The 24,996-nt window shown below is 60.9% G+C and carries 22 protein-coding genes; 14 read left to right on the top strand and 8 right to left on the bottom strand.

From position 1 onward, the window contains the following. Positions 1–11 precede the first annotated feature (11 nt). Together JUI81_RS32145 and gcbA are read right to left on the bottom strand one after the other, a co-directional pair. Positions 12–1,055, bottom strand: coding sequence for a methyl-accepting chemotaxis protein (locus JUI81_RS32145; RefSeq protein ID WP_370741084.1), 1,044 nt, complete (start codon positions 1,053–1,055; stop codon positions 12–14). A 954-nt stretch (positions 1,056–2,009) separates the two neighbouring features. After that, positions 2,010–3,680: a diguanylate cyclase GcbA gene (gcbA, locus tag JUI81_RS04960; protein WP_019582275.1), complete on the bottom strand. Its 1,671-nt coding sequence runs from the start codon at positions 3,678–3,680 to the stop codon at positions 2,010–2,012. 290 nt (positions 3,681–3,970) lie between these two features. Here gcbA and JUI81_RS04955 point away from each other — a divergent pair, with 290 nt between their 5' ends. From JUI81_RS04955 to JUI81_RS04930, 6 genes are all read left to right on the top strand, one after another. Then, positions 3,971–5,038: a DUF2333 family protein gene (locus JUI81_RS04955; protein ID WP_019582276.1), complete on the top strand. Its 1,068-nt coding sequence runs from the start codon at positions 3,971–3,973 to the stop codon at positions 5,036–5,038. Between the two features lie 3 nt (positions 5,039–5,041). Further along, a complete protein-coding gene (locus tag JUI81_RS04950; RefSeq protein ID WP_019582277.1) occupies positions 5,042–5,599 on the top strand; it encodes an NUDIX hydrolase in 558 nt (185 codons plus the stop codon). Positions 5,600–5,774: 175 nt separating this feature from the next. Further along, positions 5,775–6,146, top strand: coding sequence for a translation initiation factor Sui1 (locus JUI81_RS04945; RefSeq protein ID WP_007914613.1), 372 nt, complete (start codon positions 5,775–5,777; stop codon positions 6,144–6,146). A gap of 220 nt (positions 6,147–6,366) precedes the next feature. Then, positions 6,367–8,280 (top strand): arginine decarboxylase, encoded by a 1,914-nt coding sequence (gene speA, locus JUI81_RS04940; RefSeq protein ID WP_018928415.1) that lies wholly within the window; start codon positions 6,367–6,369, stop codon positions 8,278–8,280. A gap of 233 nt (positions 8,281–8,513) precedes the next feature. Beyond that, a complete protein-coding gene (locus JUI81_RS04935) occupies positions 8,514–9,836 on the top strand; it encodes a contractile injection system protein, VgrG/Pvc8 family (RefSeq protein ID WP_028940124.1) in 1,323 nt (440 codons plus the stop codon). Further along, a complete protein-coding gene (locus JUI81_RS04930) occupies positions 9,833–10,630 on the top strand; it encodes a DUF4123 domain-containing protein (protein WP_204123881.1) in 798 nt (265 codons plus the stop codon). Before JUI81_RS04935 ends, JUI81_RS04930 begins: the two co-directional genes overlap by 4 nt. 23 nt (positions 10,631–10,653) lie before the next feature. Here JUI81_RS04930 and JUI81_RS04925 read toward each other — a convergent pair whose 3' ends face one another. After that, the gene (locus tag JUI81_RS04925) at positions 10,654–11,994 is read right to left on the bottom strand and encodes an MATE family efflux transporter (RefSeq protein WP_019582280.1); all 1,341 of its coding nucleotides are present in this window, start codon (positions 11,992–11,994) and stop codon (positions 10,654–10,656) included. Positions 11,995–12,079: 85 nt separating this feature from the next. Continuing rightward, complete coding sequence (locus JUI81_RS04920; RefSeq protein WP_019582281.1) at positions 12,080–12,373, bottom strand: hypothetical protein; 294 nt, start codon at positions 12,371–12,373, stop codon at positions 12,080–12,082. Between the two features lie 191 nt (positions 12,374–12,564). Here JUI81_RS04920 and JUI81_RS04915 point away from each other — a divergent pair, with 191 nt between their 5' ends. The 5 genes from JUI81_RS04915 to JUI81_RS04895 all read left to right on the top strand — a co-directional run bounded on the left by JUI81_RS04915 (position 12,565) and on the right by JUI81_RS04895 (position 17,169). Then, complete coding sequence (locus JUI81_RS04915; protein WP_007937232.1) at positions 12,565–12,867, top strand: MazG-like family protein; 303 nt, start codon at positions 12,565–12,567, stop codon at positions 12,865–12,867. Beyond that, positions 12,867–13,616, top strand: a complete 750-nt coding sequence (locus tag JUI81_RS04910) for a methyltransferase domain-containing protein (RefSeq protein ID WP_019582282.1) — start codon at positions 12,867–12,869, stop codon at positions 13,614–13,616. The genes JUI81_RS04915 and JUI81_RS04910 overlap by 1 nt, the downstream gene beginning before the upstream one ends. 12 nt (positions 13,617–13,628) lie before the next feature. Then, positions 13,629–14,258: a DUF4136 domain-containing protein gene (locus JUI81_RS04905; protein ID WP_204123880.1), complete on the top strand. Its 630-nt coding sequence runs from the start codon at positions 13,629–13,631 to the stop codon at positions 14,256–14,258. A gap of 53 nt (positions 14,259–14,311) precedes the next feature. Beyond that, complete coding sequence (locus tag JUI81_RS04900) at positions 14,312–14,869, top strand: DUF4136 domain-containing protein (protein WP_204123879.1); 558 nt, start codon at positions 14,312–14,314, stop codon at positions 14,867–14,869. 317 nt (positions 14,870–15,186) lie between these two features. Beyond that, positions 15,187–17,169, top strand: coding sequence for a pilus assembly protein TadG-related protein (locus JUI81_RS04895; RefSeq protein WP_204123878.1), 1,983 nt, complete (start codon positions 15,187–15,189; stop codon positions 17,167–17,169). Here JUI81_RS04895 and JUI81_RS04890 read toward each other — a convergent pair. Together JUI81_RS04890 and JUI81_RS04885 are read right to left on the bottom strand one after the other, a co-directional pair. Then, positions 17,139–19,907, bottom strand: coding sequence for an ATP-binding protein (locus JUI81_RS04890; RefSeq protein WP_204123877.1), 2,769 nt, complete (start codon positions 19,905–19,907; stop codon positions 17,139–17,141). The genes JUI81_RS04895 and JUI81_RS04890 overlap by 31 nt on opposite strands. After that, complete coding sequence (locus JUI81_RS04885) at positions 19,904–20,344, bottom strand: TadE/TadG family type IV pilus assembly protein (RefSeq protein WP_096481240.1); 441 nt, start codon at positions 20,342–20,344, stop codon at positions 19,904–19,906. Before JUI81_RS04885 ends, JUI81_RS04890 begins: the two co-directional genes overlap by 4 nt. Before the next feature lie 75 nt (positions 20,345–20,419). Here JUI81_RS04885 and JUI81_RS04880 point away from each other — a divergent pair, with 75 nt between their 5' ends. From JUI81_RS04880 to JUI81_RS04870, 3 genes are all read left to right on the top strand, one after another. Then, positions 20,420–20,890 carry a prepilin peptidase gene (locus tag JUI81_RS04880; RefSeq protein WP_096481238.1) on the top strand — a complete coding sequence of 157 codons (471 nt, stop codon included), beginning with the start codon at positions 20,420–20,422 and terminating at the stop codon, positions 20,888–20,890. A gap of 140 nt (positions 20,891–21,030) precedes the next feature. Beyond that, entirely contained in the window at positions 21,031–21,822 is a 792-nt protein-coding gene (locus tag JUI81_RS04875; protein ID WP_275406296.1) for a response regulator transcription factor, read from the top strand. An 860-nt stretch (positions 21,823–22,682) separates the two neighbouring features. Next, complete coding sequence (locus JUI81_RS04870; protein ID WP_019582286.1) at positions 22,683–23,057, top strand: DUF6124 family protein; 375 nt, start codon at positions 22,683–22,685, stop codon at positions 23,055–23,057. Between the two features lie 159 nt (positions 23,058–23,216). On the opposite strand, the gene JUI81_RS04865 is transcribed toward JUI81_RS04870, so the two are convergent. Continuing rightward, on the bottom strand, positions 23,217–24,107 hold the full coding sequence (locus JUI81_RS04865) for a type II secretion system F family protein (protein ID WP_204123875.1): 891 nt from the start codon (positions 24,105–24,107) through the stop codon (positions 23,217–23,219). Further along, positions 24,104–24,988, bottom strand: coding sequence for a type II secretion system F family protein (locus JUI81_RS04860; protein WP_204123874.1), 885 nt, complete (start codon positions 24,986–24,988; stop codon positions 24,104–24,106). The genes JUI81_RS04865 and JUI81_RS04860 overlap by 4 nt, the downstream gene beginning before the upstream one ends. Positions 24,989–24,996: the final 8 nt, after the last annotated feature.

Below are 24,996 nucleotides of genomic sequence, written 5' to 3'. Positions count from 1 at the left end.
GGCCCGAGCCCTTAAACCCGAAATGCCTGCACCGCTGTATGCAACTGCCCACCCAATGTCAGTAAATGTTCGCCTTGGCTGCGCCCTTCACCAATCCTCAGCAAGTTATCCCCACCCAATTGATGAATCCGCTCACTGTGATCGCGGATTTCGCTGACGGCGCCGCTCTGCTGGGCAGTGACATCGGCGATGCGCACGGCGGTGTCGGAAATGGTCTGGATCGCTCCGACGATTTTATCCAATGCACCGTCGGCGGCCTGGGCCTGGTTGGCCGTGGCTTCGGCGTGTTCGACCTGGGCGCGCATGCCTTCGACCGATTGCCGCGCGGCGGTTTGCAGGCCGGCGATCAGTGTCTGAATCTCGGCGGTGGCACCGGCGGTGCGCTGCGCCAGTGAACGAACCTCTTCGGCCACCACCGCAAATCCCCGGCCCATCTCCCCGGCGCGGGCCGCCTCGATGGCGGCATTCAGCGCCAGCAGGTTGGTCTGGTCGGCAATCGAACGAATTACCGTCAGCACGCCGCCGATGGTCGCCGACTCTTCGGCCAGATGTTCGATCATCTGCGCGTTGCCTTGCACTTCACCCACCAGCGCATGCAGCCCGGTGAGGCTCAGGCCGATGACCTTCTGACCATGTTCCACCGCCAACCCTGCATGACGACTGGCGTCCGCGGCCTGGCTGGCATCACCGGCGACTTGTTGAATCGTCGCCTCGAGTTCACCGAGAGAGTCGCGGATCAACGCAGTGTCGCCGGCCTGATGCTCGGCGCCGCTGTGCAGGTCATTGCTCAATTCGGCCAGCGTCCGGCTGCTGCCGGCGACTTGCTCGGCATTGAGGCGAATGGTCCCCACCAGATCAACCAGATAGGCACGCAAGCGATTGAGCGAGGCTTGAATGTCATGCAGTTCGCGGTTCGTCGCACCCAGTTGAATGTCGCGACTGAAGTCGCCCTCGGCCCAGATCGAAAGGGCTGGTGCCAGATTGGTCAGGGTTCGGGCCAGGCGTCGCTGCAAGGTATCAATGAGCAAGGCGATCAGCAGAATCAGCCCGATCATCACGCCCTGCATCAGCCGCACTTCGCCCTGGATTTGCCCGTGCTGGGCGCGCACTACCGGTTCCAGCCCGGCGATGGCCTGCTGCACGGCGGTGATTTTCAAGTGAGTCGCGGCGCTGAGGTCGGCGCGTTTCTGGATCTGTTCGCGCGTGCGTGCCAGTTCAGCCGGGTAGCGGGTGAGCAGGCTATTGAGTTCACGCTTGAGGCTGACACCGGCGTCTTCGGCGACGGCTTTCTCGGTGTTCTCCAGGCCCATCATGGCGGAGAAGTCATCGGTGTTCGATTCACTGCTGGCAGTCACCCCCAGCAGCGGCAAGCTGTTCAATTGTTCAGCCTGAACGCGGATGCTGGCGACTTCGCGCTCGACATCGGCGGCCAGTTCGCTGCGCCCGCTGCTGACCAGTTTGTCCCGGGCCAAAGACAACTTGCCCAGATGCTGGGAAGCTGCGAGCAAAGGCGTCAGGTACGCCGCGTTGCCGTTGGCGTACTGGCTGAGCTGATCGAGGCTGGCACCGAGCTCGCGCTCGGCTTGCAGCAGCAGGGCTTGTGGATCGCCGGCGAGTTTGCCGGCAGCCAGCAAGTCCGTCTTGCTGAACTCTTCCAGGTTCGACAGGCTGGGGCGCAAGGTGTCGGCCAGGGTCTGAGGTAATTCGCCGAGCTCTTTTTGCAGGCTGTCGATGGCCTGGCTGGCGCTGCTCAGGCGCAGGGCATCGCCGCTGGCCAGGTAATCCTCGACGTTGCGCGCCACTTCATTTTGAAACTGCTGGGACAGGCCCAGGTAACGCTCCATCAACAGATAGGGGCGCTCCAGGGCTTTTTGCGACCACCAGAGGGTCGCGCCGAGGGCCACGCACACGGCGACCAGAAGGAGGGTATTGAGATTGGTCAACAGCTTCAGGCGCATTGCGGACTACCAACGGCAGAATGGTAAGTGCCTGAAGTTATTGCGTTTCTGTTACAGCGTTATGACCGAATCGGTCGATTCCGATGAAAAAGTGGCACTTTGCTTTGACTCCCGCGCGGCTTGCACGCGGTTGCGTCCGGCGTCCTTGGCGCGGTACAGCGCCTCGTCTGCCTGTGTGGCCATCATCAGGCTGTCGGAGCCTTCGTGCAGTTCGACGACACCGGCACTGAAGGTGCACCAGAGGTCCTGGGGTTGCGCGGGGTAGTGAATTTCGGCAAAGCGCTGACGGATTTCATCGAGCACCTTGTAGGCCGATTCAATATCGGTGTCCGGCATGACGATGGCGAACTCTTCACCGCCGTAACGGCCGATGAAGTCGGTCTTGCGCAACCGTTGCTTTAGGAACAGCGCCAGACTCTTGATCACCCGGTCGCCCATGGGGTGGCCATGGCTGTCGTTGACCCGTTTGAAGTGGTCGATGTCGAGCATCGCAAAGCTCAGCGGCTTGTTTTCGCGACGGGCACGGAATGAACAGTCTTCGAGCAGCTGCAGAATATGGGTGTGGTTGTACAAACCGGTCAGGCTGTCGCGCACCATCCGCGCTTTCAGATTGCGCGCCCGCGCCGCGCGGTTGCGCACGGTGGTGATCAGGTGTCGCGGCTTGATCGGTTTGGTCAGGAAGTCGTCGCCGCCCTCACTCATGGCGTCGAGCTGCTTGTCCAGATCGTCTTCGGCCGACAGATAAATGATCGGCACGCTGACATAGCGGTCGTTATGGCGGATCACCTTGGCCAGTTCCGTACCGGTGCAGGCCGGCATGTACATGTCGAGGATGATCAGGTCAGGCTGGAAATCCGCCAGTTCGGCCATGGCCTGGATCGGTTCGATCAAGGTCCGTGTGACGATCCCGGCGCTGTTGAGCAGGCGTTCGGTGTGCAAGGCCTGTGCGCGGGAGTCGTCGATGATCAGCACTTTATAAGGTTCGTACTGGGCGACGCAGGTCAGCACTTCGATCTTTTCCAGCAGGCTCGAGGCTTCGAGGGTGCCGGTGAGAAACTCCTGGCCACCGGCGCGCACGGCGGCGAGGCGGGTCGGGGTATCGGTTTCGTGCAGGCTGAAAAACAACAGCGGCAAGGGCTGCTCAAGGCCTTGCTGGGCTTCGGCCGCCAGTTTCAGGCCGATGCCGGCGCCACTGAAGTCGACGTCCATGACAATCGCCGCCGGCAACCGCTCGACCATCGAGGCGCGGAACGCGGCGACACTGCCCAGGGATTGGGCGCTGAGCCCGAAGAATTCAAGTTGCTTGGCCAGCCGTTCGGCCCGGTCGTGATCCTGCAGCATCACGTAGATCGGCTTGCGCAGCGGTGGCAGAAAGGTGTGTTCGAGCTGATCGCCATGGCGCAGGCCGGTACGGGACAAGCGCTGCATCAGGCGGTTGAGGTCAGTGATCAATCCGCTGCTCAGGCGTCCGCGATTGGCGTCGACGGCCTCCAGCGACTGGCCGATATGACGGGCCAGCAGGGTGTGTTCCGGTTGTTCGAAACGTTCGGCAAAGCGCAGTAGGCGCAGATTGGCCTCGCTCAGCTCCGACAGGTCGGTGATGGACCATTCGTTGCGTTGCAGGCGTTGCCATATCTCAAGAATCTGACGTGCCTGATGAATTACCCGCTGGGCAAAGTGGTGCTTGAGGCGCTCACGGCTGGGGTCTTCTGGCTCGGTCATATCCTGACTACTAGTTAGGGTGCATGCTGAGATCGACTGGTGGCTCTATGCTAGCACCTCTTTTCAATTGCATGAGTGTCCTGCGTCAATAATCTGCAAAGCGACATCATTCAGTTCCCGACCGACTGGTCGCATAGGCTCAACGCTGTGCTTCATTTATAGTGACGGCTTCGATTGCAGTCATTGTATGGCTCGCTGTGTCCCGCAGGATTTAATGCGCGGCAAATAAGGCACGATGGCGTAGGGTTGTAGTCGAACCGATGAACTCAAGTGATTGAAAGGATATCGCCATGCTGGACTGGAAGAACCGCACGGGCAGCGCGCCTGAGCGTGCCGCTGAACCGAAATCGGCCACCCGCAGTTATTTTGGTGGCCTGTTGTTCAGTCGGGCGCTGGCCACTCTGATTTGCCTTTACCTGTTGGTGGCTATCGCGCTGGGCTGGTACTGGAGCCAGGAGCCCGCGCTCTTTCCGGTTCAGCAAAATGCCCAGGTGGCAGCCGAGAAAGAAGGCAAGCAGATGGTGGTCGGGTACACCACGGTGGAAACCCTCAAGACTGTCGCCGGTACCTTGCTGACCAAACCGGGTGGCTATATTTCCAACGACCGTTTCCCGCCGGGCCTGTGGATGGACAACATGCCGAGCTGGGAATATGGCGTGCTGGTCCAGGTCCGCGACCTGAGCCGTGCGCTGCGTAAAGACTTCGCCCGTTCCCAGTCGCAGTCCGCCGAAGACGCCGACCTGGCCAAGGCCGAGCCGCGCTTCAACTTCGACAACAAGAGCTGGGTGCTGCCATCCAGTGAGTCCGAGTATCAGGAGGGCATCAACTCTCTGAGCCGCTATCAGGCACGTCTGTCGGGGCCGGACCAGAAGAGCGCGCTGTTCTACGCCCGCGCCGACAACCTGAACAACTGGCTGGGTGATGTAGGGACTCGTCTGGGCTCGCTGTCGCAACGGCTGTCGGCCAGCGTTGGCCGGGTCAAGCTCAACACTGCGCTGAAAACCGAAGTCCCGGCGCTCGGCCAGGTGCCGCAGGTTGACGAAGAAGTTGTTGAAACCCCGTGGATGCAGATCGATAACGTGTTCTACGAAGCCCGTGGTCAGGCCTGGGCATTGTCCCATCTGCTGCGCGCCATCGAAGTCGACTTCGCCGATGTGCTGGCGAAGAAAAACGCTACGGTCAGCGTGCGCCAGATCATCCGTGAGCTGGAGGCTTCGCAAGAGCCGGTCTGGAGCCCGATGATCCTCAACGGCAGCGGCTTCGGTGTGCTGGCCAACCACTCGCTGGTCATGGCCAATTACATCTCCCGGGCCAACGCCGCGGTGATCGACTTGCGTCAACTGCTCAATCAGGGCTGAGTCATGGTAGATAGCGCTAAAGAGGCCGCCCACCGCGCGGCCTCCGATGCCGAACAGATCGCCTGGGTCGACGAGCAGGACAACCTGCTCGGCGCCCTGGTGCGCTCCGACCTGCGTGAGCGTGGGCTGATCGGGCGCGGCACCTACATCATGCTGTTCAATTCTGCCGGCGAGCTGTGCGTTCACCGGCGCACCCTGAGCAAAGCGATTTATCCCGGTTATTGGGACGTGGCGGCCGGCGGCATGGTGCTGGCCACCGAGACCTACGCCGAATCGGCGGCCCGTGAGCTGGAAGAAGAGCTGGGGGTGAGCGGTGTGGAACTGACCGCCCACGATCACTTTTTCTTCGAGGACACCGGCAACCGGCTCTGGTGTTCGGCGTTTTCGGCGGTGTGGGACGGCCCATTGATCCTGCAGCCGGAAGAGGTGCTGGAAGCGCGCTTTATCCCGATTGATCAGGTCCTGCTGGAAATCCAGCAAAAGCCGTACTGCCCGGACTCTTTGGCAGCCCTGAAGCGCTATCTTCGCGCCCAAGGGGATGACGTCGCAAAAGAGCTGTAAATTGGCGCCGATTGGCTCTTAGCAAGTCGGCTTTTTGCCGTTACACTGCGCGACCTTTTCAAACTGAACCGGCAGTGCCCGGCTCAGTAGCGCTGCCCCTGCCTGAGTGGGGCTTCGCGGTCGATAACCTTGCCCAAGGTTGCGATCAGTCTTTGTCCTCCCAAGAGGATTGCCGGTGGCCAAAAAAGCCGCATCCTTCGCCGCCCTTGGTGGCCTGGTATTTTCCACCGACGCAGGTCGTCATTGCCCGGAATGCAGTAAACCGGTGGATGCCTGCATCTGCAAACAAACCGTTATCCCGGCCGGCGACGGCATCGCTCGCGTGCGTCGCGAAAGCAAGGGCCGTGGCGGCAAGACGGTGACGACCATCACCGGCGTGCCGTTGGCCGAAGACGCGCTCAAGGAACTGGCCACCACGTTGAAGAAACGTTGCGGGACCGGTGGGGCGTTGAAAGACGGGATCATCGAAATCCAGGGCGATCATGTCGAGCTACTCTTGGCTGAGCTGATCAAACACGGTTTCAAAGCGAAGAAGTCCGGCGGCTAGCAGCCTCTGTGAAAACCACCCGCGGCTTGATCCAGTCCTGATTTCATTCTGGTCTGGCGTCGTCTCCATGGTTTTCACAGAGCCTGTTCAAGACCGGTTTCTAAACTCACTGCGGTCAGCGAGGTCTACCCCCTCGTTGACGAAACGTCATTTTCATTCTTTAGACTGCGCCGGCCTGAACTCAAGGCGACGCTCTATGACTTCTTTATAGGGGACTTCGATGTCCGTAAGACGCACACGCAAAGACGATGGCAGCCAATGGACAGTTGCGGACAGCCGCAGTGTTTACGGGATTCGCCATTGGGGGGCCGGGTATTTCGCGATCAATGACGCCGGTCGCGTCGAAGTTCGTCCGAACGGCCCGACCAGTTCGCCTATCGATCTGTTCGAGCAAGTCGACCAACTGCGCAAAAGCGGTTTGTCCTTGCCGCTGCTGGTGCGTTTCCCAGACATCCTGCAAGACCGCGTGCGTCAGCTGACCGGCGCGTTCGATGCCAACATCGAGCGCCTGGAATACCAGAGCAAGTACACCGCGCTGTACCCGATCAAGGTTAACCAGCAGGAAGCGGTGATCGAAAACATCATCGCCACCCAGAACGTATCGATCGGTCTGGAAGCTGGCTCCAAGCCTGAGCTGCTGGCGGTACTGGCACTGGCGCCGAAGGGCGGCACCATTGTCTGCAACGGTTACAAGGACCGCGAGTTCATCCGTCTGGCGCTGATGGGCCAGAAGCTGGGCCACAACGTGTTCATCGTGATCGAGAAAGAATCCGAAGTCGGTCTGGTGATCGAAGAAGCGGCGTCGCTCAAGGTCAAGCCTCAGGTCGGCCTGCGTGTGCGTCTGTCGTCCCTGGCGTCGAGCAAGTGGGCAGACACCGGTGGCGAAAAATCCAAGTTCGGCCTGTCGGCGGCGCAACTGCTGTCGGTGGTCGAGCGTTTCCGTGCCGCTGGCCTGGACCAGGGCATTCGCCTGCTGCACTTCCACATGGGTTCGCAGATCGCCAACCTGGCGGACTACCAGCACGGCTTCAAGGAAGCGATTCGTTACTACGGCGAACTGCGCAACCTTGGCCTGCCGGTCGATCACATCGACGTCGGCGGCGGTTTGGGCGTGGACTACGACGGTACTCACTCGCGTAACGCCAGTTCGATCAACTACGACATGGACGATTACGCCGGTGTCGTGGTCGGGATGCTCAAGGAATTCTGCGACGCGCAGAGCCTGCCGCACCCGAACATCTTCTCTGAAAGCGGCCGCTCCCTGACCGCCCACCACGCGATGCTGGTGGTGCAGGTGACCGACGTCGAGAAACACAACGACGACGTGCCGAAGATCGACAACAAGGAAGAACTGCCGGAAACCGTGCAGTGGCTGGTTGACCTGCTCGGCCCGACCGACATCGAAATGGTCACCGAGACCTACTGGCGCGCCACGCACTACATGAGTGACGTCGCCACCCAATACGCCGATGGCAAGCTGACCCTGGCGCAAAAAGCCCTGGCCGAGCAATGCTACTTCGCCGTTTGCCGCCGCCTGCACAACTCGTTGAAGGCCCGTCAGCGTTCCCACCGTCAGGTGCTCGACGAACTCAACGACAAGCTGGCCGACAAGTACATCTGCAACTTCTCGGTCTTCCAGAGCCTGCCGGACACCTGGGCCATCGGCCAGGTCCTGCCGATCCTGCCGCTGCACCGTCTCGACGAAGAGCCGTTGCGCCGTGCGGTGCTGCAAGACCTGACCTGCGACTCCGACGGCAAGATCAAGCAGTACGTCGACGAGCAGAGCATCGAGACCAGCCTGCCGGTGCACGGTCTGAACGAGGGTGAAGACTACCTGTTGGGGATTTTCCTGGTCGGTGCCTACCAGGAAATTCTTGGCGATATGCACAACCTGTTCGGTGACACCGACTCGGTGAACATCTATCAGAATGCTGACGGCAGCGTTTACCACGCCGGTATCGAAACCCACGACACCATCGAAGACATGCTGCGTTATGTGCACTTGTCGCCGGAAGAGCTGATGACCCACTACCGCGACAAGTGCGCCAGTGCCCGCATCAGCGCCAGCGAGCGCACCCAGTTCCTCGATGCCTTGCGTCTGGGCCTGACCCGTTCGTCTTACCTGTCTTCTTGAGGTAAGGCACCGCGCCCATCAGGTTGTCTGAAATTTCTCCGTAGGTTGCGGAAATTTCAGATGACCTGGTGCGGGGCTTCTCTTTTGTCACGCGAAATAGCCCACATACCGAGCAATCCAAGCGATGTGGTCTTCTTTTCACGTAGGTCATTTCCTAAGTTGTACTTCGGCACTCTACTCGGCCATGTCTCTCAGCGAGAATCCCCGGCCGCCCCTCCTGTAGAGAATTGCCGATGTTCGATTCAGTCAACGAGCCGTCATTTCGTCTGGATATAGCGGGTCTTCCCGACCCCTTTGAGGTCTTGGCCTTTACCGGTAGTGAAGCGATCAGCGAGCCTTTTGCGTTCGACGTGGATCTGCTGAACGATGACCCGACGCTGGACCTTGCAAGCCTGCTGTACCGCTCGGCCTTTTTGCACTTCGGGCCGCAAGGGGAGGGTATTCACGGGCAGTTGCTTGGCCTCGTTCAACTCGGCCATGGCAATGAGCCCAGGCTTTGTCGTGTGCGTCTGGGCCCCAGGCTTGCTTGCCTGGCCCAGCGCTTCATTCAGCGAATTTTCAGCGATCGCTCGGTGCCGGACATTCTCGCTCAGGTGCTCAAGGAGCATGGGATTGCCGGCAAGGATCGTCGTTTCGACCTCAGCGGCGATTACCCGCCCCGTGATTTCTGCACGCAGTACCGGGAGTCGGACCTGCAGTTTTTCCAGCGTCTATGCGCCCAGGAACGGCTTCATTACTACTTCGAGCACCGTGCGCGCGGGCATTGTCTGGTCTTGGGCGACGGTCCGGGGCAGTTTCGCCGTGGCGAAGAGAGGGTCTTCGAGGATGAGAGCGAACGACCGGGAGTACATCAGTTCAAGCTTCATGGCTGCGGGCAGATTGCCGAAGGGAAGACGAACCTGGCAACGCTGTGCAGCGGTCAACTGATGCCGTTGTCTGGTCATCCGTATGCGGACTGGAATCGTCTCTGGCTAGTGACCCATGTCGAGCATCAGGGAGGACAACAGCCAGATTTTTTGTATCGCAACCAGCTGCGCGTCGTTGCGCAGGAGGTGCCTTTCATTGCGGCTCATCCCGTTGTGAAACCCAGGATGCACAGCCTGCAAAGGGGATGGGTAGTCGACGTCGGTGAATCTCGCCCCGATCCCGGCAGATCAGTTGCCGTGCAGTTTGACTGGCTTTATCAGGGCGAAGGCGCAGCCCCCAGCCACTGTTGGTTGCCGTTATCCGGCGAGCTGGAAAGCGCGGGTGTCATGCCCTTGAGTGAGGGCACGCAAGTGCTGGTGAGCTTTATCGAAGGTGATCCTGATCAACCCTTGATCAGCGGATTTCTTCCCGGACCACCGTCCAGCGCAGAGTCAGCCATGGCCGACCTGCTATCCGCCTCGACCACTGAAGCCAGCCACGCGGTTGATGGTTTATCGGGCTTGCTGCAATCCAGTGAACCCTTGGTGCTCCTGTGTCTACTGCCAGGTGGGGGCAGTTTCAGTCATTGCGCGCAATCCTTATGCACTTGCCGGGCAGCGACGCAGCCTGGTCAGAGCGGTGCGGCATGATTGCCGTTCAGGCGCCCGACTCGACCCCGCAATGGCTGTTGCTCGATGTACCGGGCGTGCCTCAGGCCGGTGCGATGTTGCGGCAACAGTTTGCTCATGTCCGATGGTTCTGGCTGTTCGAAGGCAGCGAGTTTCATCCGTTGCGTGAGCACGGGCCAGTGTTGGTCGACCTTCGCGAATGCCCGGCACTCGCCGAGCTGTACTCAAGTGAGCCACACATATGGGGCGGGTTGCTGCTGGTCAGTGACGCCTCTTCATCACAGCTGCTGGAGCATTTGCGCCGCATGCTCACCGTCACCTTCAGCCTGCATCACCGGGCCTTGTTGAGTTACTACAACCCTCAAACGGCGAGTTACTTTTTCGATGCCTGCGATGCGCAGGAGCTGAGTCGCTGGCTCGGTCCGATCGATCAGTTACGCTGGTTCGGCGGCACCTGGGCCGATCGGGCCATTGGCTGTCTGGGCTGGCAGCAGTTGTTCAATCCACGGCTTGCCGTCAGGCCGCTGGCCATCGAAGAAAACCTCAGTTCGCGTCAGCGAGACACCTTGCAGACCTGCCTGCTGGAGCAGCATGCCTGGCGCTGGAGCCGATCCGCCGGCACCGACTACAACAGCTTGTGGGCTCACCTGCAGGAAGGGCTGGCGCTGGGTTTCAGTGAGCGCCCGGTGCTCGATGGCTGGTTATGGCTGCGCTTGCAGCACCCTGACGCCGTGCCGGGGCAGTCGTTATCGGGAACCACCCAGCAGGAGCGTCTCGATAGCCTGCGCAATCTGTGGCAGAACGATCAACCCTGAATGAGTTGTAGATGTGTCGCTCGTCATCCTTTTAACCAGCCGTCGTTCTTGTGCAAGTACCAGGCGAATGTGCCAAGGGTCAGGCTGCGCAGCATCATGAACAACAGGAAGGTTATCCACAGTCCATGGTTGCCCAAGCCTTGCAGCATCCAGGCGAAGGGCAGCAGCAGGATCACGGTCAACAGCATGCCGTTGCGCATTTCCCGGGCGCGGGTGGCGCCGATGAACAGGCCGTCGAGCAGGTAACTCCAGACCGCAATCAGCGGCAGCGCGGCGAGGTACGGCAGATAGATGAAGGCGGTGTCGCGCACGCTCTGGATGTTGGTCTGCATCTGGATGAACAGGTGCCCGGCGAACAGAAACAGCAGGGCAAACCCCAGGCTTGCCAGCAACGACCAGCCGCACGCCACCACCAGTGAGCGGCGCAGGGCATCACGGTCGCGAGCACCGATGGCGTGTCCGCACAGGGCTTCCACGGCGTGGGCCAGACCGTCCAGCGCATGAGCGGTCAGCAGCAGGCCGTTGAGCAGCAGCGCATTGGCGGCGACCGTGGCATCGCCCAGTCGTGCACCCTGCACGGTGATCAGGAAGAACACCGACTGCAACGCCAGGCTGCGGATGAAAATGTCGCGGTTGACCGCCAACAATGGGCGCCAGCTCTGCCACAACGCCAATGCGGCCCAGGCGATATGGCCGGGATAAGCGCGCAGGGCTTTGCGGGTCATGAACAGGCCGATCAACGCGCCGGTCCACTCGGCGATCACCGAGGCCCGTGCCGCGCCGACCACGCCCCACTCCAAGCCGAGCACAAACCACAGGTTGAGTGCGATGTTGACCAGGTTGGTGCTCAGCAGAATCGCCAGCGGAGCCCGGGCATTCTGGGTGCCGAGAAACCAGCCGACCAGCGCATAGCTGGCCAGCGCCGCCGGCAGGCCGAACAGCCGTGTGTGGAAGAACTCGCGGGTCAGTTGATCCAGCTCTGCCGACGGTTGCATGAAGTGCAACGCGACCCCGCTCAACGGCACGCCCAACGCTCCCAACAGAATGGCCAGGCCCATGGCCAACAACAGACCTTGCAGCAAAATCTGCCGCAACGCAGCGCCATCCCCACGCCCGGCCGCCTGGGCGGCAAATCCGGTGGAGCCCATGCGCAGAAAGCCCATGGCCCAGGCAAGAAAGGTATACAGACTGGCGCCCACCGCGACGGCGCCGAGCTGATGAGCATAGGGCAGGTGACCGATGACGGTACTGTCGACCAGCGCCACCAGCGGTACGGAAATGTTCGAGAGAATCATCGGGGCGGCGAGCGCCCAGACGCGGCGATGGGTCGGACGGTCGCGCCAGTCGGCAATCAGGTTGGACATGCAGGCTCCTTGGGGGCGCCTGCATTGTAGCGACGAACTCGGAATTCGCACCGATCCATTGTGGAAGCGAGCCTGTGTGGCAGCCTTAGTGAATGATCCAGCTCAGCAACCACAACCCCAGCAGCAACCAGATAATCCCCATGATGATCGACGCGTTCATGAAGGCGCGGATCGCCGCCCACAGCAGCATCAGCCCGAGGATCAAGGTGATGATGCTGATGATCGAAGTGTCCATGCCCAATGCCTGGGCTAGCCCATCGACAAAATTGCTGCTGGCGTTGCTCAACAGGTTGAACAGGCCACTGAGGGTATCGATGATAAAACGGATGACCGAACCGATTGCCTGGCCGAGCCATTCGAAAAAGCTGTCTACCTGCATGTGTACGTCCTGATGGAGTGGTGGCGTGGTTGCCGGATCCGAGCCTTGGGCTATTGATCGTGCTCCCGGGTTCCCGTGGAAGCTGCCGAAGGCTGCGATTTTTTTGAGTATGGCGCAAGTACGCAGGTACAACGCTGCCACTTGCCTTCACCCGTCATCCCCCTGAAGCTATACGCCTTCAGGAGAGCCCGATGAACCTTGTTGAACTGACCGAACGCCTGCACGCCATTCGTGACCGCAATGACTGGCGGCAATTTCACAGCCCGAAAAACCTGGCCATGGCCGCGAGCGTGGAAATGTCCGAGCTGGTGGAAATCTTCCAGTGGCTGACCGAAGACCAGTCGCGCCAGTTGCCGGCGGACAAACTGGCCCATGCCGGGCAGGAAATCGGCGACATCGTGCTGTATTTACTGCTGCTGTGCAGCGAGTTGGGGCTGGACATGAATGAAGTAGTACGCAACAAGCTCGCGGACAGCGAACGGCGGTTCAGCTGATGAGCGACCGTCATTTCGATCAGTTGGCGACCCGCTTCGCTGAAAAAATCTACGGTGGCGCCAAAGGGGCGATCCGCCTCGCGGTGCTGCAGGCCGACCTGGCCGAAACCCTGCCGGACCGCCCGTTGCGTGTACTGGACATCGGTGCCGGCCTGGGCCACATGTCGTTGTGGCTGGCCCAGCGCGGTCACCAGGTGACCCTGGCCGAACCCGCCGAGCCGATGCTTGAAGGCGCTCGCCAGCGTTTTGCCGAAGCCGGGCAGACCGCGACATTCATTCAGGCGCCGTGGCAGGAGTTGCTTGGTCAGCTCACCGAACCCTACGACCTGGTGCTGTGCCACGCCGTGCTGGAATGGCTGGCCGAACCCCATGCGATTTTGCCAGTGCTGCATCAGCTGACGAAGCCGGATGGCTGGTTGTCCCTGGCGTTCTACAACCGCGATGCGCTGATCTACCGCAACCTGCTCAAGGGCCATTTCCGCAAGATGCGCAAGAACGACATGGCCGGCGAGAAGCAGAGCCTGACGCCGCAACAGCCGCTTGATCCACGGGAGCTGGCAGCGCAACTTGAGGGTCTGTGGCGGGTCGAAACCCAGAGTGGAGTGCGGGTTTTTCATGACTACATGCCGGTGGAATTCCAGGCCCGCGCCGAACTGCTCGACTTGTTGGAAATGGAATTGGCTCACCGCCGTCACCCAAGCTTCGCCGGGCTTGGGCGCTACTTGCACTGGATCTGTCGGCCGATCTGACCGGAGTGGGCAATGAATAGTCGTTCAGGGTTACTGGTGATCTGTCTGGGGTTGGCGGCCTGTCAGGGCAACAACCCTTACATCGCGACGTCCAATCCCCTGCCACCGGCACCGCCCCAGGCCGCCGGCACTTTCGACCGCAGCGCCTACCCGGCGGCGCCACGGGATTACGGTCGCTACCGCAGCTGGGCCTGGCTCAACGGGCGCCTGCCTGCGGGCACGGCCTGGGCCGATTCGGAGCAGGTGGCCGAAGTCGTCAGCAATGCCCTAGACCAGCGCGGCTTGCGCCCACTGCACGACAACCGCCCGGCGGACCTGTTGGTCAGCGCCGACCTGCGGCTGGAAACCCGCTTGCGTCAGGTGCAGGACGGCTCTGGTTACGGTGGCGGCTATGGCGGCGGGTATTACGGCGGTGGTTACAACCGCTACGGCACGGGTTACGGCATGTACAACAGCGTGCCGGTCGTCCGTACTTATCAGGTACAGGTTGTGGTGGTGCGGGTCGATCTGTTCGACGCGAGCACCGGTCAACCGGTGTGGAGTGCCAGTGCCGAAACCAGCAGTCAGGGCAACCAGAGCGAACGTGCCGATGCCCTGCGCGAAGCTGTCGAAAAGGCCATGTCGGCGTATCCTCCTAGTTAGCTCCCTATTAAGGGAGCGCCCCGCAGGTGCATGTCTTCAATCGGAGAAAAATCATGTTCCGCCGTCTCGTTTTACTGGCCATCGCCGCGCTGCTCACTGGCTGCGCCGCCAACGAGGTCAATCATGACTTCGATGCCAGCCGCGACTTTGCCGCCTATCGCAGCTGGAGCTGGAAAGAGCCCGCCGTGCAATACCGTCCCGACGACCCAAGGATCAAGAGTGACCTGACCGAGCAACGCATCCGCCAGGCCGTTGCCGATCAACTGGATCAGCGTGGCTTGCGTCCGGCCGCCGCCGGCGCCAAGGCAGACCTTAAGGTGCAGACCTACCTGATCGTTGAAGATCGCCAGCAACAAGTGACCACCTCCTATGGCGGCGGTTATGGTGGCCCATGGAACGGCTACTGGGGCGGGCCGATGTACAACGAAACCCGCAACGTCAGCTACAAGGTGGCGACCATCCAGATCGACCTGCTCGATGGCAAGGACGGCAAACTGGTGTGGCGCGGCAGCGACGAGCAGACTCTCAGCCGCACACCCAAGCCAGAGGACCGCAGCAATACGATACGCCAGACGGTTGGGCGCATATTGGCTAACTATCCACCGCGCTGAACCCTGAACTAACCAACACCACAGCCCCCTGTAGGGCGAGCCTGTGGCGAGGGGGCTTGCCCCCGTTCGGCTGCGAAGCAGTCGTAAAACCAGTCACCACTTTCTAAGTTCAAGATTGTGGTTGCTGGTTTTAGGGGGGGCTTCGCGCCCCAACGGGGGCAAGCCCCCTCGCCGCACACGCCCCACAATAAGCCCATTCCCACATGGAGTTTTTGTTGGTGGAGTGGCTAGTTGCCAGCAATCCAGCAAACCCTTGTCTACACTGCTGTTCATCAATGGAGGTAGCCCTCGGCGGTGTGCCGGCAAAGGAGTGCGCCATGTCTCCCTGCTTGCAGTTTCGTAGCCCGGCCCGGCAACGGGGAGCGATCGGTTTGATGGCAGTGCTGACCCTCGGCATGGCCCTGGTGTTCCTGCTGATCGTGGTCGACAGTGGCCGCTTGTACCTGGAAAAACGCAGCTTGCAGCGGATAGCGGACATGGCCGCACTGGAGGCTGCCACGCGCAACGGTGATTGCGCCGTGGGTGCCAGCGCTACCGCCTATGCCACCGCCAGCGTAAACCGCAACGGCTTCACCCTTCCTGACCCCACGCGCAGCCTGGCGGTAGCCTGTGGCACCTTGAGCCTGGACGCCAACAGTCTTCGGGTTTTTGTGGCTAACCCAAGCAGCAGCGAAGCCATTCGGGTGATCGTCAGTCATTCAGTGCCGCAGAGTTTCGCCGGTGGCGTTGGCGCCCTGTTCGGCGGTGCGCCGGCCGGGGCCACCCTCAACCTGACGGCGACCGCCGTTGCGGCGCTGCCGCCACCGCTGGCATCGCTGACCCTGCGCACCACAGCGCTGAGCATCGATAGCAGCAAGTCGGCCACCCTCAATGCGCTGTTCGGCGGTTTGCTCGGCGGCAGTCTGAACGTGTCCGTGGCAGGGTGGGATGGGTTGGTGAACACCAACATCAGGCTGCTGGGTTACCTTGATCGACTGAAGGTCGACCTCGGCCTCAACGCCGCCGGGTATAACCAGGTATTGGGCGCTTCGGTGGCCGTCAGCCAATTGATCCAGACCGCCGTCAATGTGCTGGACCCCGGCGGCACCCTCGGTGCGACGGCGACCATTGTCGGTCTACAAGCCCTCAAGGTGGCCGCTGGCTCCACGACTGTGGTGTTGGGCAATCTGCTGCACGTCGAGAACGGCAGCGACGTCTCAACGTTCGCGACGACTGTGAGTGTGTTCAACCTGATCGAAGGCGTCGTGCAACTGGCCAACAAGAAAAACGGTGTGGTGGCGACAGTGCCGATCAATCTGGCAGGGCTGGCGCAAATCACCGCTCGGGTGCAGGTGTTGGAGCCGCCGCAACTCTCCGCGATCGGCAATCCGAAAAACGCCGCGCTGGATCCGCTGGGGCCCAATCGGATCTACGTGAGAACCGCACAGCTTCGCACGTTGTTGTCGATCGACTTGCCGGCGCTGGACGCCATCGCGGCGCTGGTCAATGCCGCGGCGGATCTGGCAGGACCGCTGACCAACACCCTCAACGCCTTGCTCAATCTCGACCTGGTGGCGGTGCTCAATTCACTGACCTGTGCCATCGGCGTGCCCTGTCAGACGCCCGACGTCATCGTGCTACCGGGGCCGATACGGCTCGACGTGGCGCTGGACGTCGCCAGTGCCGATAGTTACGTCACGGCTTACAGCTGCATCAGCAACACCAACAAAACCCTGACCACCAACACCAGCGCATCGCTGGTGAACCTGAAAATCGGCCGGATCGATGCCGCCAGTATGTTCGGCAGCAACACCGCACCACCGACGGTCACGGTGCTGCCGTTGAAACTGATCGATATCGGGATCAAAACCTGTCGCAGGTTTTTGTTCGTGCCCATCACCTGCGATCCGCGTGTGCCAGGCGTCGGTGGTGGCATCGATGTCGTTGCCGACACCAGTGTGGCGGCGAACACCAACATGCCCCATGTCTATTCCGCACCACCGGCCAACAGCCTGCCGGACATCAACCAGCCGCCGTTTTACTACTCATTTTCCACCAGCAGCATTGTCAGCAACTTGCTCAACACCCCGGTCAACCTTCACGTCGATATGTATGGCCCGTCAGGCAGTCTCGTCGGCGGTCTGGGGGCGATCCTGAGCAGCGTGACCAGTTTGCTGGTCAGCGCAATCAACGGCGTGCTCAACCCGTTGCTCGACAGTCTGATCAACACTGTGCTGATAAGCCTTGGGGTCGACTTGAACAAGGTCGACGTCGGCGCCAACCTCAGTTGTCACTCAGGGCGCGCGTCGCTGGTGATCTGATCGCCCGGGACAATCGGCAACTCGATGCAGAATCGCGCGCCTTCGGCCGCGTTTCTTACGCTCAACCGTCCGCCCATGTTCTCGACGATGCCGTAACTCACCGACAACCCGAGCCCAGTACCGACGCCCACCGGTTTGGTGGTGAAGAATGGCTCGAAAATCCGCTCCAGCAACCGTGGGTCGATGCCGCCGCCGTTGTCCTCGACCCACAGCCGCACTGAATGCTCATCACGTTCGGCGTACAGCGAAATCCACGGTTTGAACGCCGGGTCGGCCTCGCGTTTGCTCAGCAGCGCATCCCGTGCATTGACCATCAGGTTGATCAGCACCTGTTCCAGCTGATCGACGTAACCGCGCACCTGCACATCAAAACCGCTCTCGCTGACCCGCAGCTCAATGCCTTTGCCGCGCAGGCCTTCGGACAGCAGCGCCAGCGTGCCCTCGATGGCTTGAACCGGATTGAACGGCTGCTGCTCGACCTCCGAACGCCGGCCGAACACCCGCATGTGATCCACCACCTTCGCGGCGCGCTGGACTTGTGCGTCGATGCGATTGAGCTTGTCAGTCAGGTAATCGATTTGCGCATCGCCATTGCTCAGGCGCTTGAGCACATTGACAATGGCCATGCGCATCACGTTCAGCGGCTGATTGATCTCATGGGCAAGCCCAGTGGCCATTTCGCCGAGGGTGGCCATTTTCGCGCTCTGGGTAAGCTGCTGCTGGGCGCGCCTGACCTCAGTGTTGTCGCGGCCCACGGCCTGAATTTCCAGCAAACGACCCTGGTCGTCGAACACGCCGCGATCCGACCAGACCCACCAGGCGTGTTCCCGTCCCGGCAGTTGCAGGTTGATCTCCGCAGTGCTGACCGGGAACTCCGGGCTCAGTCGACTGAGGCGCTGGAGGAACGCTTCGCGCTGCTCCGACGACATCCAGCTGCCCAGGTTCACCCCCGGCAGCTGCTCGGGTTGGCATTCCAGATAGGTCGCCAGAGGCCGGTTGCCGAAGGTCAGCGTCAGGTCGGGGCGGTAGCGGCAGATCATCGCCGGGGAGTCTTCCACCAGGATCCGGTAGCGCTCTTCACTCTGTTTGACTTTCTCGGTGGCCAGGGTCGCCTCGGTGACATCCAGCCACAGGCCCACGGCTTCCACCGGCAACCCGAGGTCATCGCGCAGCAGTTTGGCTTCGTCGAGCAGCCAGTGGTAATCGCCGTGACTGTCGCGCAGTCGATAACGGGCGCTCACCGAACCCTCGCGCAGCAGTTGCCGGGTACGCTCGAAATAGCCGTCGCGGTCTTCAGGATGGACCCGCTCCACCAGCGAGCCTGCGGCGCAGTCGGCGAGCGACCAACCGAGCAGCGGCAACAGGCTGTCGCTGAAAAACGTCGGTTGCAGCGCCCCTTCGACATAGCGCTGCACGTAGATCACCGCCGGTGAACTGGCGATCAGGTTGTCCAGCCGGGCATGGGCGGCAGCGGCGTTCTGCTGTTGGTTTTTGATGTCGCTGATGTCGAGCATGAAACCCACCAGCCGACGGTTTTTGCCGATGCCCAACGCCTGGCCTTGCAGTCGATACCAGATCGGCGCTTGCGCCGTGTCGGGGCGATGCAGACGTACGCACAACAGCAACGGCGCGCCTTCGTCTTGCAAGGATTGCAGGCGAATCGTCAGCTCTTCACGGTCGGCGGGATGAATCTGTTCGAGCCAGTCGTGCAGCGGAAAACGAGTGCTCGCAAGGTTCAGCGTACTGGCGAGCGACGGCGCCAATTGCACTTCGGCATGGTCGCTGAAGACCTCCCACCAACCGGTACCGAGCAAGGCTTGTAGAGATTCCAGCCGCTCCAGTTGCAGGTGGTGCTGATGCTCGCGCAAGCGCTCCAGCAGCGGGCCGGCCAGGGCGGCGGTGAGTTGCAACCAGTCGCGCTCGCTCAAGTCGGGAGCACGTTCTTGCACCGGGTAGAAACCACAGAGCAACCACGCGACCACGCCCAGGGCATTGCGATAGGGCACCGCGAACCCTTCGGTATTGCCGAAGATGCTTTGCAGGCGTGGGTGCTCGCTGGGTGTCAACTGTTGGGGGACTGAGCCATTCAAACTGTCGAGGCCGGTGCCCAGGCGTTGATGGGTTTCCCACAACCTTGGTGCATCGAAGGCCGCGTACTGCTGGTGAATCAACCAACCCTCGGCCTGTTCATCGAGCAAGGCCATGGCCATGCACGGGATCTGAAAACGCTGGGCCAGACCTTGCAGTTGTTCGGCCAATACCTCGGGCAGGCGCGTCAGGCTGCACAGGCGCAACTGCTCGCTGACCTGCGCCGCGAGCAACTGGCACTGTTCACGACTGCGCGCTTGTCGACGTTCGAGCAACAGATCGCCGATGTCGATCAACTGCAACAACCATTCTTCGCCCAACGGCTGCACCCAGCCGCGCAAGTGCAGCGGTTGCCCGGCGAGACTAAAAAAGTCCAGGTCCAGATTTTGTCCCTGCCACTCGGCCGGCGTGCCTTCGACCGACAGGGCGCTATGGGGCATGAGGTAATCGAGCAGGTGCGGTGACTGCGCGTCGGGTATCTGTTGCGCCAGCAGATGCCGCAACGGACCGCTCAGCTGAATCACTCGACCTTCATCATTCAGATGCAGCTGCAAGCCGACACGCTGCACGCTCGCAGGGTCTGGCGCGTTCGGGGTCTGTGGCGGGTGACGATTAAGCAGACGCCCGAAGAGTTTGTCCCCGGAGCTCAAAACTGCAGGCTCGATTGGGCCGTGAGGGTCGGCGGCAGATTGGGCACCGAACCGATTCCCGGCAGTACCAGAAACGGCAGCACTTGATTCAGTTTACTGGTGGGGTAGTTGATGCTGACCGTCAGCACGCCGCCGGTGTAGGTGGCGCTGGCGTCGGTGGCCACGTTGAAGTTCAGCGCGGCGGGAATCCAGGCCAGCTGCCGGGTCAGTTCGGTGGTGGCAACGGTTCGCACGGCGGTGTCGTAATTGGCGGTGCTTGGGTCCAGCGCCACGCTGCGACGCACCGCTTCGGCCGTGGATTTATTGAACGATTGCATCAGTAACAGCGGCAGGCTGTAACTGACCAACCCATAAAACACGGCGAAAAAAATCACGAACACCAAGGCGAACTCAATCGCCACGGCACCTTTTTGTTGGCGGGGGAGGCCTGTTTTCATGAGTGCGTCTACCCTGACAATTACTGCGTAGTGTCAGCATAGAATCATTCAGCCAAAACGGACGTTTTTTACCGGATGCAGAGCCTTGTCCTACTCATCTGGCTGACGCTTTGCGCAGCACAGGATGCCCGAGAACGCCACATCGGCAACGGCCTGACCGTTGGCGCAGGTGTGCTGGCGCTTATCTATCTATTGTGGACAGGGACTACGTGGCTGGGGGCCGAGGCGGTGCAGGGCGGCGGGGCTTTGTTGTTGGCATTGGCCTTCACCTTGCCCGGTTATGCAGTGCGACGCATGGGGGCAGGCGACGTGAAGCTGATGGCGACGCTGGGCCTTGCGACGGACGGTACGCACCTGCTCGGCGGTTTCATCGGCGCTGGGGTGGCAAGTGCGCTCTGGCTGCTGCTGGCGCCAAGACTCTGGCTGCATATGGGTCAGGGGCTTAGGGCGCGTCTTCGTTACCTGGAGCCTGGGACGTCAAAAAAGCAGCCCTTTGCGCCGTTCGTGCTGGTGGGTGTGCTGCTCACACTGGCCTGGATGCATTAATCGCAGGCGTCCCCCTGTTCTATGTACATAGTTGGAAAGTGCGTCTACTTTCAAAACAGTTGTTGTACAGCCTGTGGTGTCGGTGTCGGTGTCGGTGTCGGTGCAGGAGCAGCCAAGCCAGACTTGGCATGGAGTGGCACGTGAACAAGCTTACCTCGGCAGTAAAAGTTCTTGTGGTTGATGATGAGCCGTTGATTGTCGAAGAGCTTTGCGAGTTCATCGAGCTCAATGGTTATCGCTGCGTGCCTTGCGTCTCTGGCCATCAGGCGATCGAGCGTTTCAGCGAAGACGTGAATATTGGCTTGGTGTTGTGTGATTTGCAGATGCCTGACATGGATGGCATCCAGCTTGTCCAGGCGCTGCAGCGGTTGTCGGGCAAGCACCGGGCGTTCGAGGCGATCATGCTCACCGGGTATGCGAACAAGCAGGATGTGATCAAGGCTTTGCGTATCGGGTTCGCCGATTACTATCAGAAGCCGATTGATCTGGCTGAGTTGCTCGAAGGTTTGCAGCGTCAGGAGGTGGCCTTGCAGGAGCGGCAGAGAAATCTGCAGTTGGGGCATTTGAGTCAGAAGCTGCAGTATCTTTGTGAATCGATCGATGAGCTTTATCAGGATCTGGACAAGGTTCGTCGGGGGGCGTCCCCGGAACCTGTGTCAGGTTCGGTTGACAGTGTGGTCGGTGAACCGGAGCGGGTGGTGGGGATGCCGGCGGTGTTCAATCAGTTGTCGCCGCGGCAGTTGGAGGTGGCGCAGTTGGTGGGCAAGGGGCAGACCAATTATCAGATTGCCTGTGAGTTGGGGATTACCGAGAACACGGTGAAGCTTTATGTGTCGCAGGTGTTGCGGTTGACGCATATGCATAATCGTACGCAGGTGGCGTTGGCGTTGTCGCCCGGGAATGCTGGGGGGCGGCGGGTTTCTGCGCACTGAGTTTCTGTCTCTTGATCTTGGCGGCCTGGTAGCCGACCAGGTTCTTGTTGGTCGGGTACATATCCATTTCTGCGGTAACGGCTACTTATGGTTTCGCCCTTACGGCGAGGCACTTTTGGCAAACGCCCCAAAAGTAACCAAAAGGTCTCGCCCCGAACGTCCGGCCCCTCGCTAAGGCTCGGGGTTCCTTCGCTCCGGTATTCATCTGGGGGCATCGCCCTACGGTTGGCTTCGCTTCAACCTACATGCGATGTGTTCGACTGCGTCGAACGGCGCTGCGCGCCAATCCCCAGATGAACACCTCCACTCAGCCTCCCGAAGGGGCGGGTGAATCAAGATCAAAAGCGGCAGGCGAGCTAACGCTCGGCCTGTAGTTTGGCGGGTGTATGCCGCTCCCCTGTGAGCTGCCGAAGGCTGCGATCTTTTGATCCTGGCGGCCTGACAGCCGACCTATCTCTCCCAGACATACGCCGACCCACTTGTAGGAGCGAGCGGTGCGGCGATCCGACTTGCCCGCGAAGGCAACCTTACAGGCAACGATGTTTATTGGTCGGTAAAAACGTCAGAACCTTCCCACATGTTTTTCAGGTTGCCCGTCGGAAGCGGCGTCTCTAGCCTTTGTCCGTCGCTGACAATTCAGCGACCGGGCGTCGCGGCTCGATTCTTGAGGCATAATCGCTCCACCGAACAACAACACTTTTTGGTGTCTGTCGTTTCGTGTCATGGCGACTGTGCGCGGGATACCTTCGGGTATGCCGAGCAAGCCTCAGGGGTCGGTCCGCGAACCCGCGTACAGCTGCCACCCCAAATTGCGTCGCGGCAATTTGGAAGTGGCTCCATTTCATCCCGGAGGTGTAATCATGTTCAAAGCCACACCAAATCCCCCTGAAACTGACGACGTTTCCCCCTACGAATCCCCTGATTCCAAAAAACTCAACGAAGCCGCCGAACGCGCGCTCGACCACTACCTCAAGCCACCACCCAAACAACCCGAAGGCCGCAAACCAAGCAGGATGTTTCTGGTCGCCCCGGACATGGACAACGAAAGCCTGCTCGCTCATGTCTGCGAGTCACTGGCCTCAGCCAGCGTCATGACCAGCGACATTGCTGCGTATGTCGACGCCCCACAGCGGCATACGCTCCTGGCGATTCAGCAGGTGATCATGCTGGCCGAGCTGGCGGTGAATCGGGTGCTGGATAACGTCGACGTACCAAAACCCGCGCCACACTGCTAACCCCCTTGTAGGAGCGACCTGTGGCGAGGGGGCTTGCCCCCGTTTGAGTGCGTAGCACTCACAAGATCTTTGGACCACCAGAGATTTTTGGGCAGCTTCGCAGCCCAACGGGGGCAAGCCCCCTCGCCACAGGCTCGCTCCTACAGGATTGTCGGTCTTTCAAGAACCAAACGCCCGCGCCAGCGCGGTGAAGCTTGGTCCGGCCAGCACGATCAGCAATGCCGGGAAGAGAAACAACATCATCACCACGGACATTTTTGCGGACATCTTGGAGATGTATTCCTGCAAGCGTGTCAGGCGTCGGTCATCGAGCAGCAGCTTGAGCCCCAGCAGTGATTTCATCGCGCCGCCGCCCTGGTGAATCAGTTGTTGAAGGATCACGCAGGTGTCGGTGAATTCGTCCACCGCGAGCAATTGGGTGGCCTTGTTCAGTTCTTCGCCCAGTTCTAGACCGGAATCGACCCGCGCCAGTATCAGGCGCAATTCGTGGGTCAGGGCTGGTAGCAGTTGTTTGCTTTCGATGCTCAACACTCGCAGGGACTGTTCCACCGCCATGCCGGATTCGAACAGGATGCGCAGCAGTGGAATGAAGGTTGATACCTCGATCGCCAGTTGTTTTTGCCGCTGCTGCGCGGCGGCGGCGAGTAAGCGTTTGGGCAGCAGGTAGCCGAGGGCGGTGGCGAGGGTTGGAGTGATCCAGTGGTTGTTCACCTGCGGGAAGAACAGGCCCTGGATCAACAGGCACAGGGCCAACGCCAGCACCGGTGTGCCGATCTGGAAGGCGGCGAACAGCGAGCGTTGTCGGGCGCTGCGCCAGCCGAGGCGGTTGAGCAGGGTCTGGGTTTCGTTGTCCAGTTGGATCGAACGCTGACCGATGCGGCTGTCGCCCAGCAGTTGTAGCCAGTGACTGACGCGATGGTCGCTCAGCGGTTTGCCGTCCAGCCGTTGGGCTACCTGGCGCGCACGCCGGTGCTGGTCCAGCAGGCCACTGAGCAGCAACAGCGTGGCCGCCAGAAACAGCAGTGCGCTCAGCAGCAGGGCGATTTTCATACACTTCGCAACATGCGCCACAGCGCCAGGCAGCCGACGACCTGCAAGCCGAACGCGGTCGCCAGCATCAGTTGTCCCGAGCCGCTGTTCCACATGGCCAGCAGGTATTTCGGATTGGACACCAAAAAGTAACCGGCAAGCCCCACAGGCATCAGGCCCAGCACCACGGCGGTGACGCGGGTTTCGCCGGTCATGGCGCGCAGTTGGCGCGCCGCCTGGTCTCGTTCGCGGATCATTTTGATCAGGTTTTCGAACAGCTCACTGGCATTGCCGCCATAGCGGTGATTGACCTTCAGGCCCAGCGCGAACAGGCGAAATTCGTCTTTCTCATACAGCTCGGCGAGGTCTGAAACGGCGTCCGGCAGGCTGACGCCCAAGTGCACGTTGCGCTGAACCCGACCCATGGCGTCTTTGAGTGGCGCTTCGGCGGCGTTGATGGCGCCCAGCACTGCATCGGCCAGGGTGCGTCCGGACTTCAGGCTGCGCACGGTGTGATCGAGCAGCGTCGGCAGTTGTTCGATCATGCGCTTGAGCCGGCGCTGATATCGCCAGCTGATGTACAGCCGCAGAGCCAGGGGCGGCACCAGCAGCAACATCAACAAACCGATCCAGCCCGCGAGGGCAAACCCCAGCAGGACGCCAAAGGCCCAGAGCAGCAGCCACGACCCGATACGTTCGGTGGGACGGCCGAGGCCGGCGCGTAGAAAGGCTCGTTCCAGGCCAGACCAGGATGATTTCGCCACCGTCAGTTGCGGTTGTCCCTGGGTCAGGCGGCCGAGGGTTCGGTCGATGCCGGCCTGGCGCAGACTGTTGTAGAACAAACGGATCGACACCCCCAACAGCGTCAGACAAAGCAGGATGAGCAGCGCCGGTTTGAGCATACCGTGAC

The organism is Pseudomonas sp. 008, assembly GCF_016861935.1.
GTDB lineage: Bacteria > Pseudomonadota > Gammaproteobacteria > Pseudomonadales > Pseudomonadaceae > Aquipseudomonas.
This window is presented reverse-complemented; position numbering and strand designations above follow the sequence as displayed.

What these genes read in the sequence shown, in the direction of transcription:
- JUI81_RS32145 (WP_370741084.1), bottom strand. Translation starts at nt 1,055, where the DNA reads ATGATCGGGCTGATTCTGCTGATCGCCTTGCTCATTGATACCTTGCAG.
- gcbA (WP_019582275.1), bottom strand. Translation starts at nt 3,680, where the DNA reads ATGACCGAGCCAGAAGACCCCAGCCGTGAGCGCCTCAAGCACCACTTT.
- JUI81_RS04955 (WP_019582276.1), top strand. Translation starts at nt 3,971, where the DNA reads ATGCTGGACTGGAAGAACCGCACGGGCAGCGCGCCTGAGCGTGCCGCT.
- JUI81_RS04950 (WP_019582277.1), top strand. Translation starts at nt 5,042, where the DNA reads ATGGTAGATAGCGCTAAAGAGGCCGCCCACCGCGCGGCCTCCGATGCC.
- speA (WP_018928415.1), top strand. Translation starts at nt 6,367, where the DNA reads ATGTCCGTAAGACGCACACGCAAAGACGATGGCAGCCAATGGACAGTT.
- JUI81_RS04935 (WP_028940124.1), top strand. Translation starts at nt 8,514, where the DNA reads ATGTTCGATTCAGTCAACGAGCCGTCATTTCGTCTGGATATAGCGGGT.
- JUI81_RS04930 (WP_204123881.1), top strand. Translation starts at nt 9,833, where the DNA reads ATGATTGCCGTTCAGGCGCCCGACTCGACCCCGCAATGGCTGTTGCTC.
- JUI81_RS04925 (WP_019582280.1), bottom strand. Translation starts at nt 11,994, where the DNA reads ATGTCCAACCTGATTGCCGACTGGCGCGACCGTCCGACCCATCGCCGC.
- JUI81_RS04920 (WP_019582281.1), bottom strand. Translation starts at nt 12,373, where the DNA reads ATGCAGGTAGACAGCTTTTTCGAATGGCTCGGCCAGGCAATCGGTTCG.
- JUI81_RS04915 (WP_007937232.1), top strand. Translation starts at nt 12,565, where the DNA reads ATGAACCTTGTTGAACTGACCGAACGCCTGCACGCCATTCGTGACCGC.
- JUI81_RS04910 (WP_019582282.1), top strand. Translation starts at nt 12,867, where the DNA reads ATGAGCGACCGTCATTTCGATCAGTTGGCGACCCGCTTCGCTGAAAAA.
- JUI81_RS04905 (WP_204123880.1), top strand. Translation starts at nt 13,629, where the DNA reads ATGAATAGTCGTTCAGGGTTACTGGTGATCTGTCTGGGGTTGGCGGCC.
- JUI81_RS04900 (WP_204123879.1), top strand. Translation starts at nt 14,312, where the DNA reads ATGTTCCGCCGTCTCGTTTTACTGGCCATCGCCGCGCTGCTCACTGGC.
- JUI81_RS04895 (WP_204123878.1), top strand. Translation starts at nt 15,187, where the DNA reads ATGTCTCCCTGCTTGCAGTTTCGTAGCCCGGCCCGGCAACGGGGAGCG.
- JUI81_RS04885 (WP_096481240.1), bottom strand. Translation starts at nt 20,344, where the DNA reads ATGAAAACAGGCCTCCCCCGCCAACAAAAAGGTGCCGTGGCGATTGAG.
- JUI81_RS04880 (WP_096481238.1), top strand. Translation starts at nt 20,420, where the DNA reads ATGCAGAGCCTTGTCCTACTCATCTGGCTGACGCTTTGCGCAGCACAG.
- JUI81_RS04870 (WP_019582286.1), top strand. Translation starts at nt 22,683, where the DNA reads ATGTTCAAAGCCACACCAAATCCCCCTGAAACTGACGACGTTTCCCCC.
- JUI81_RS04865 (WP_204123875.1), bottom strand. Translation starts at nt 24,107, where the DNA reads ATGAAAATCGCCCTGCTGCTGAGCGCACTGCTGTTTCTGGCGGCCACG.
- JUI81_RS04860 (WP_204123874.1), bottom strand. Translation starts at nt 24,988, where the DNA reads ATGCTCAAACCGGCGCTGCTCATCCTGCTTTGTCTGACGCTGTTGGGG.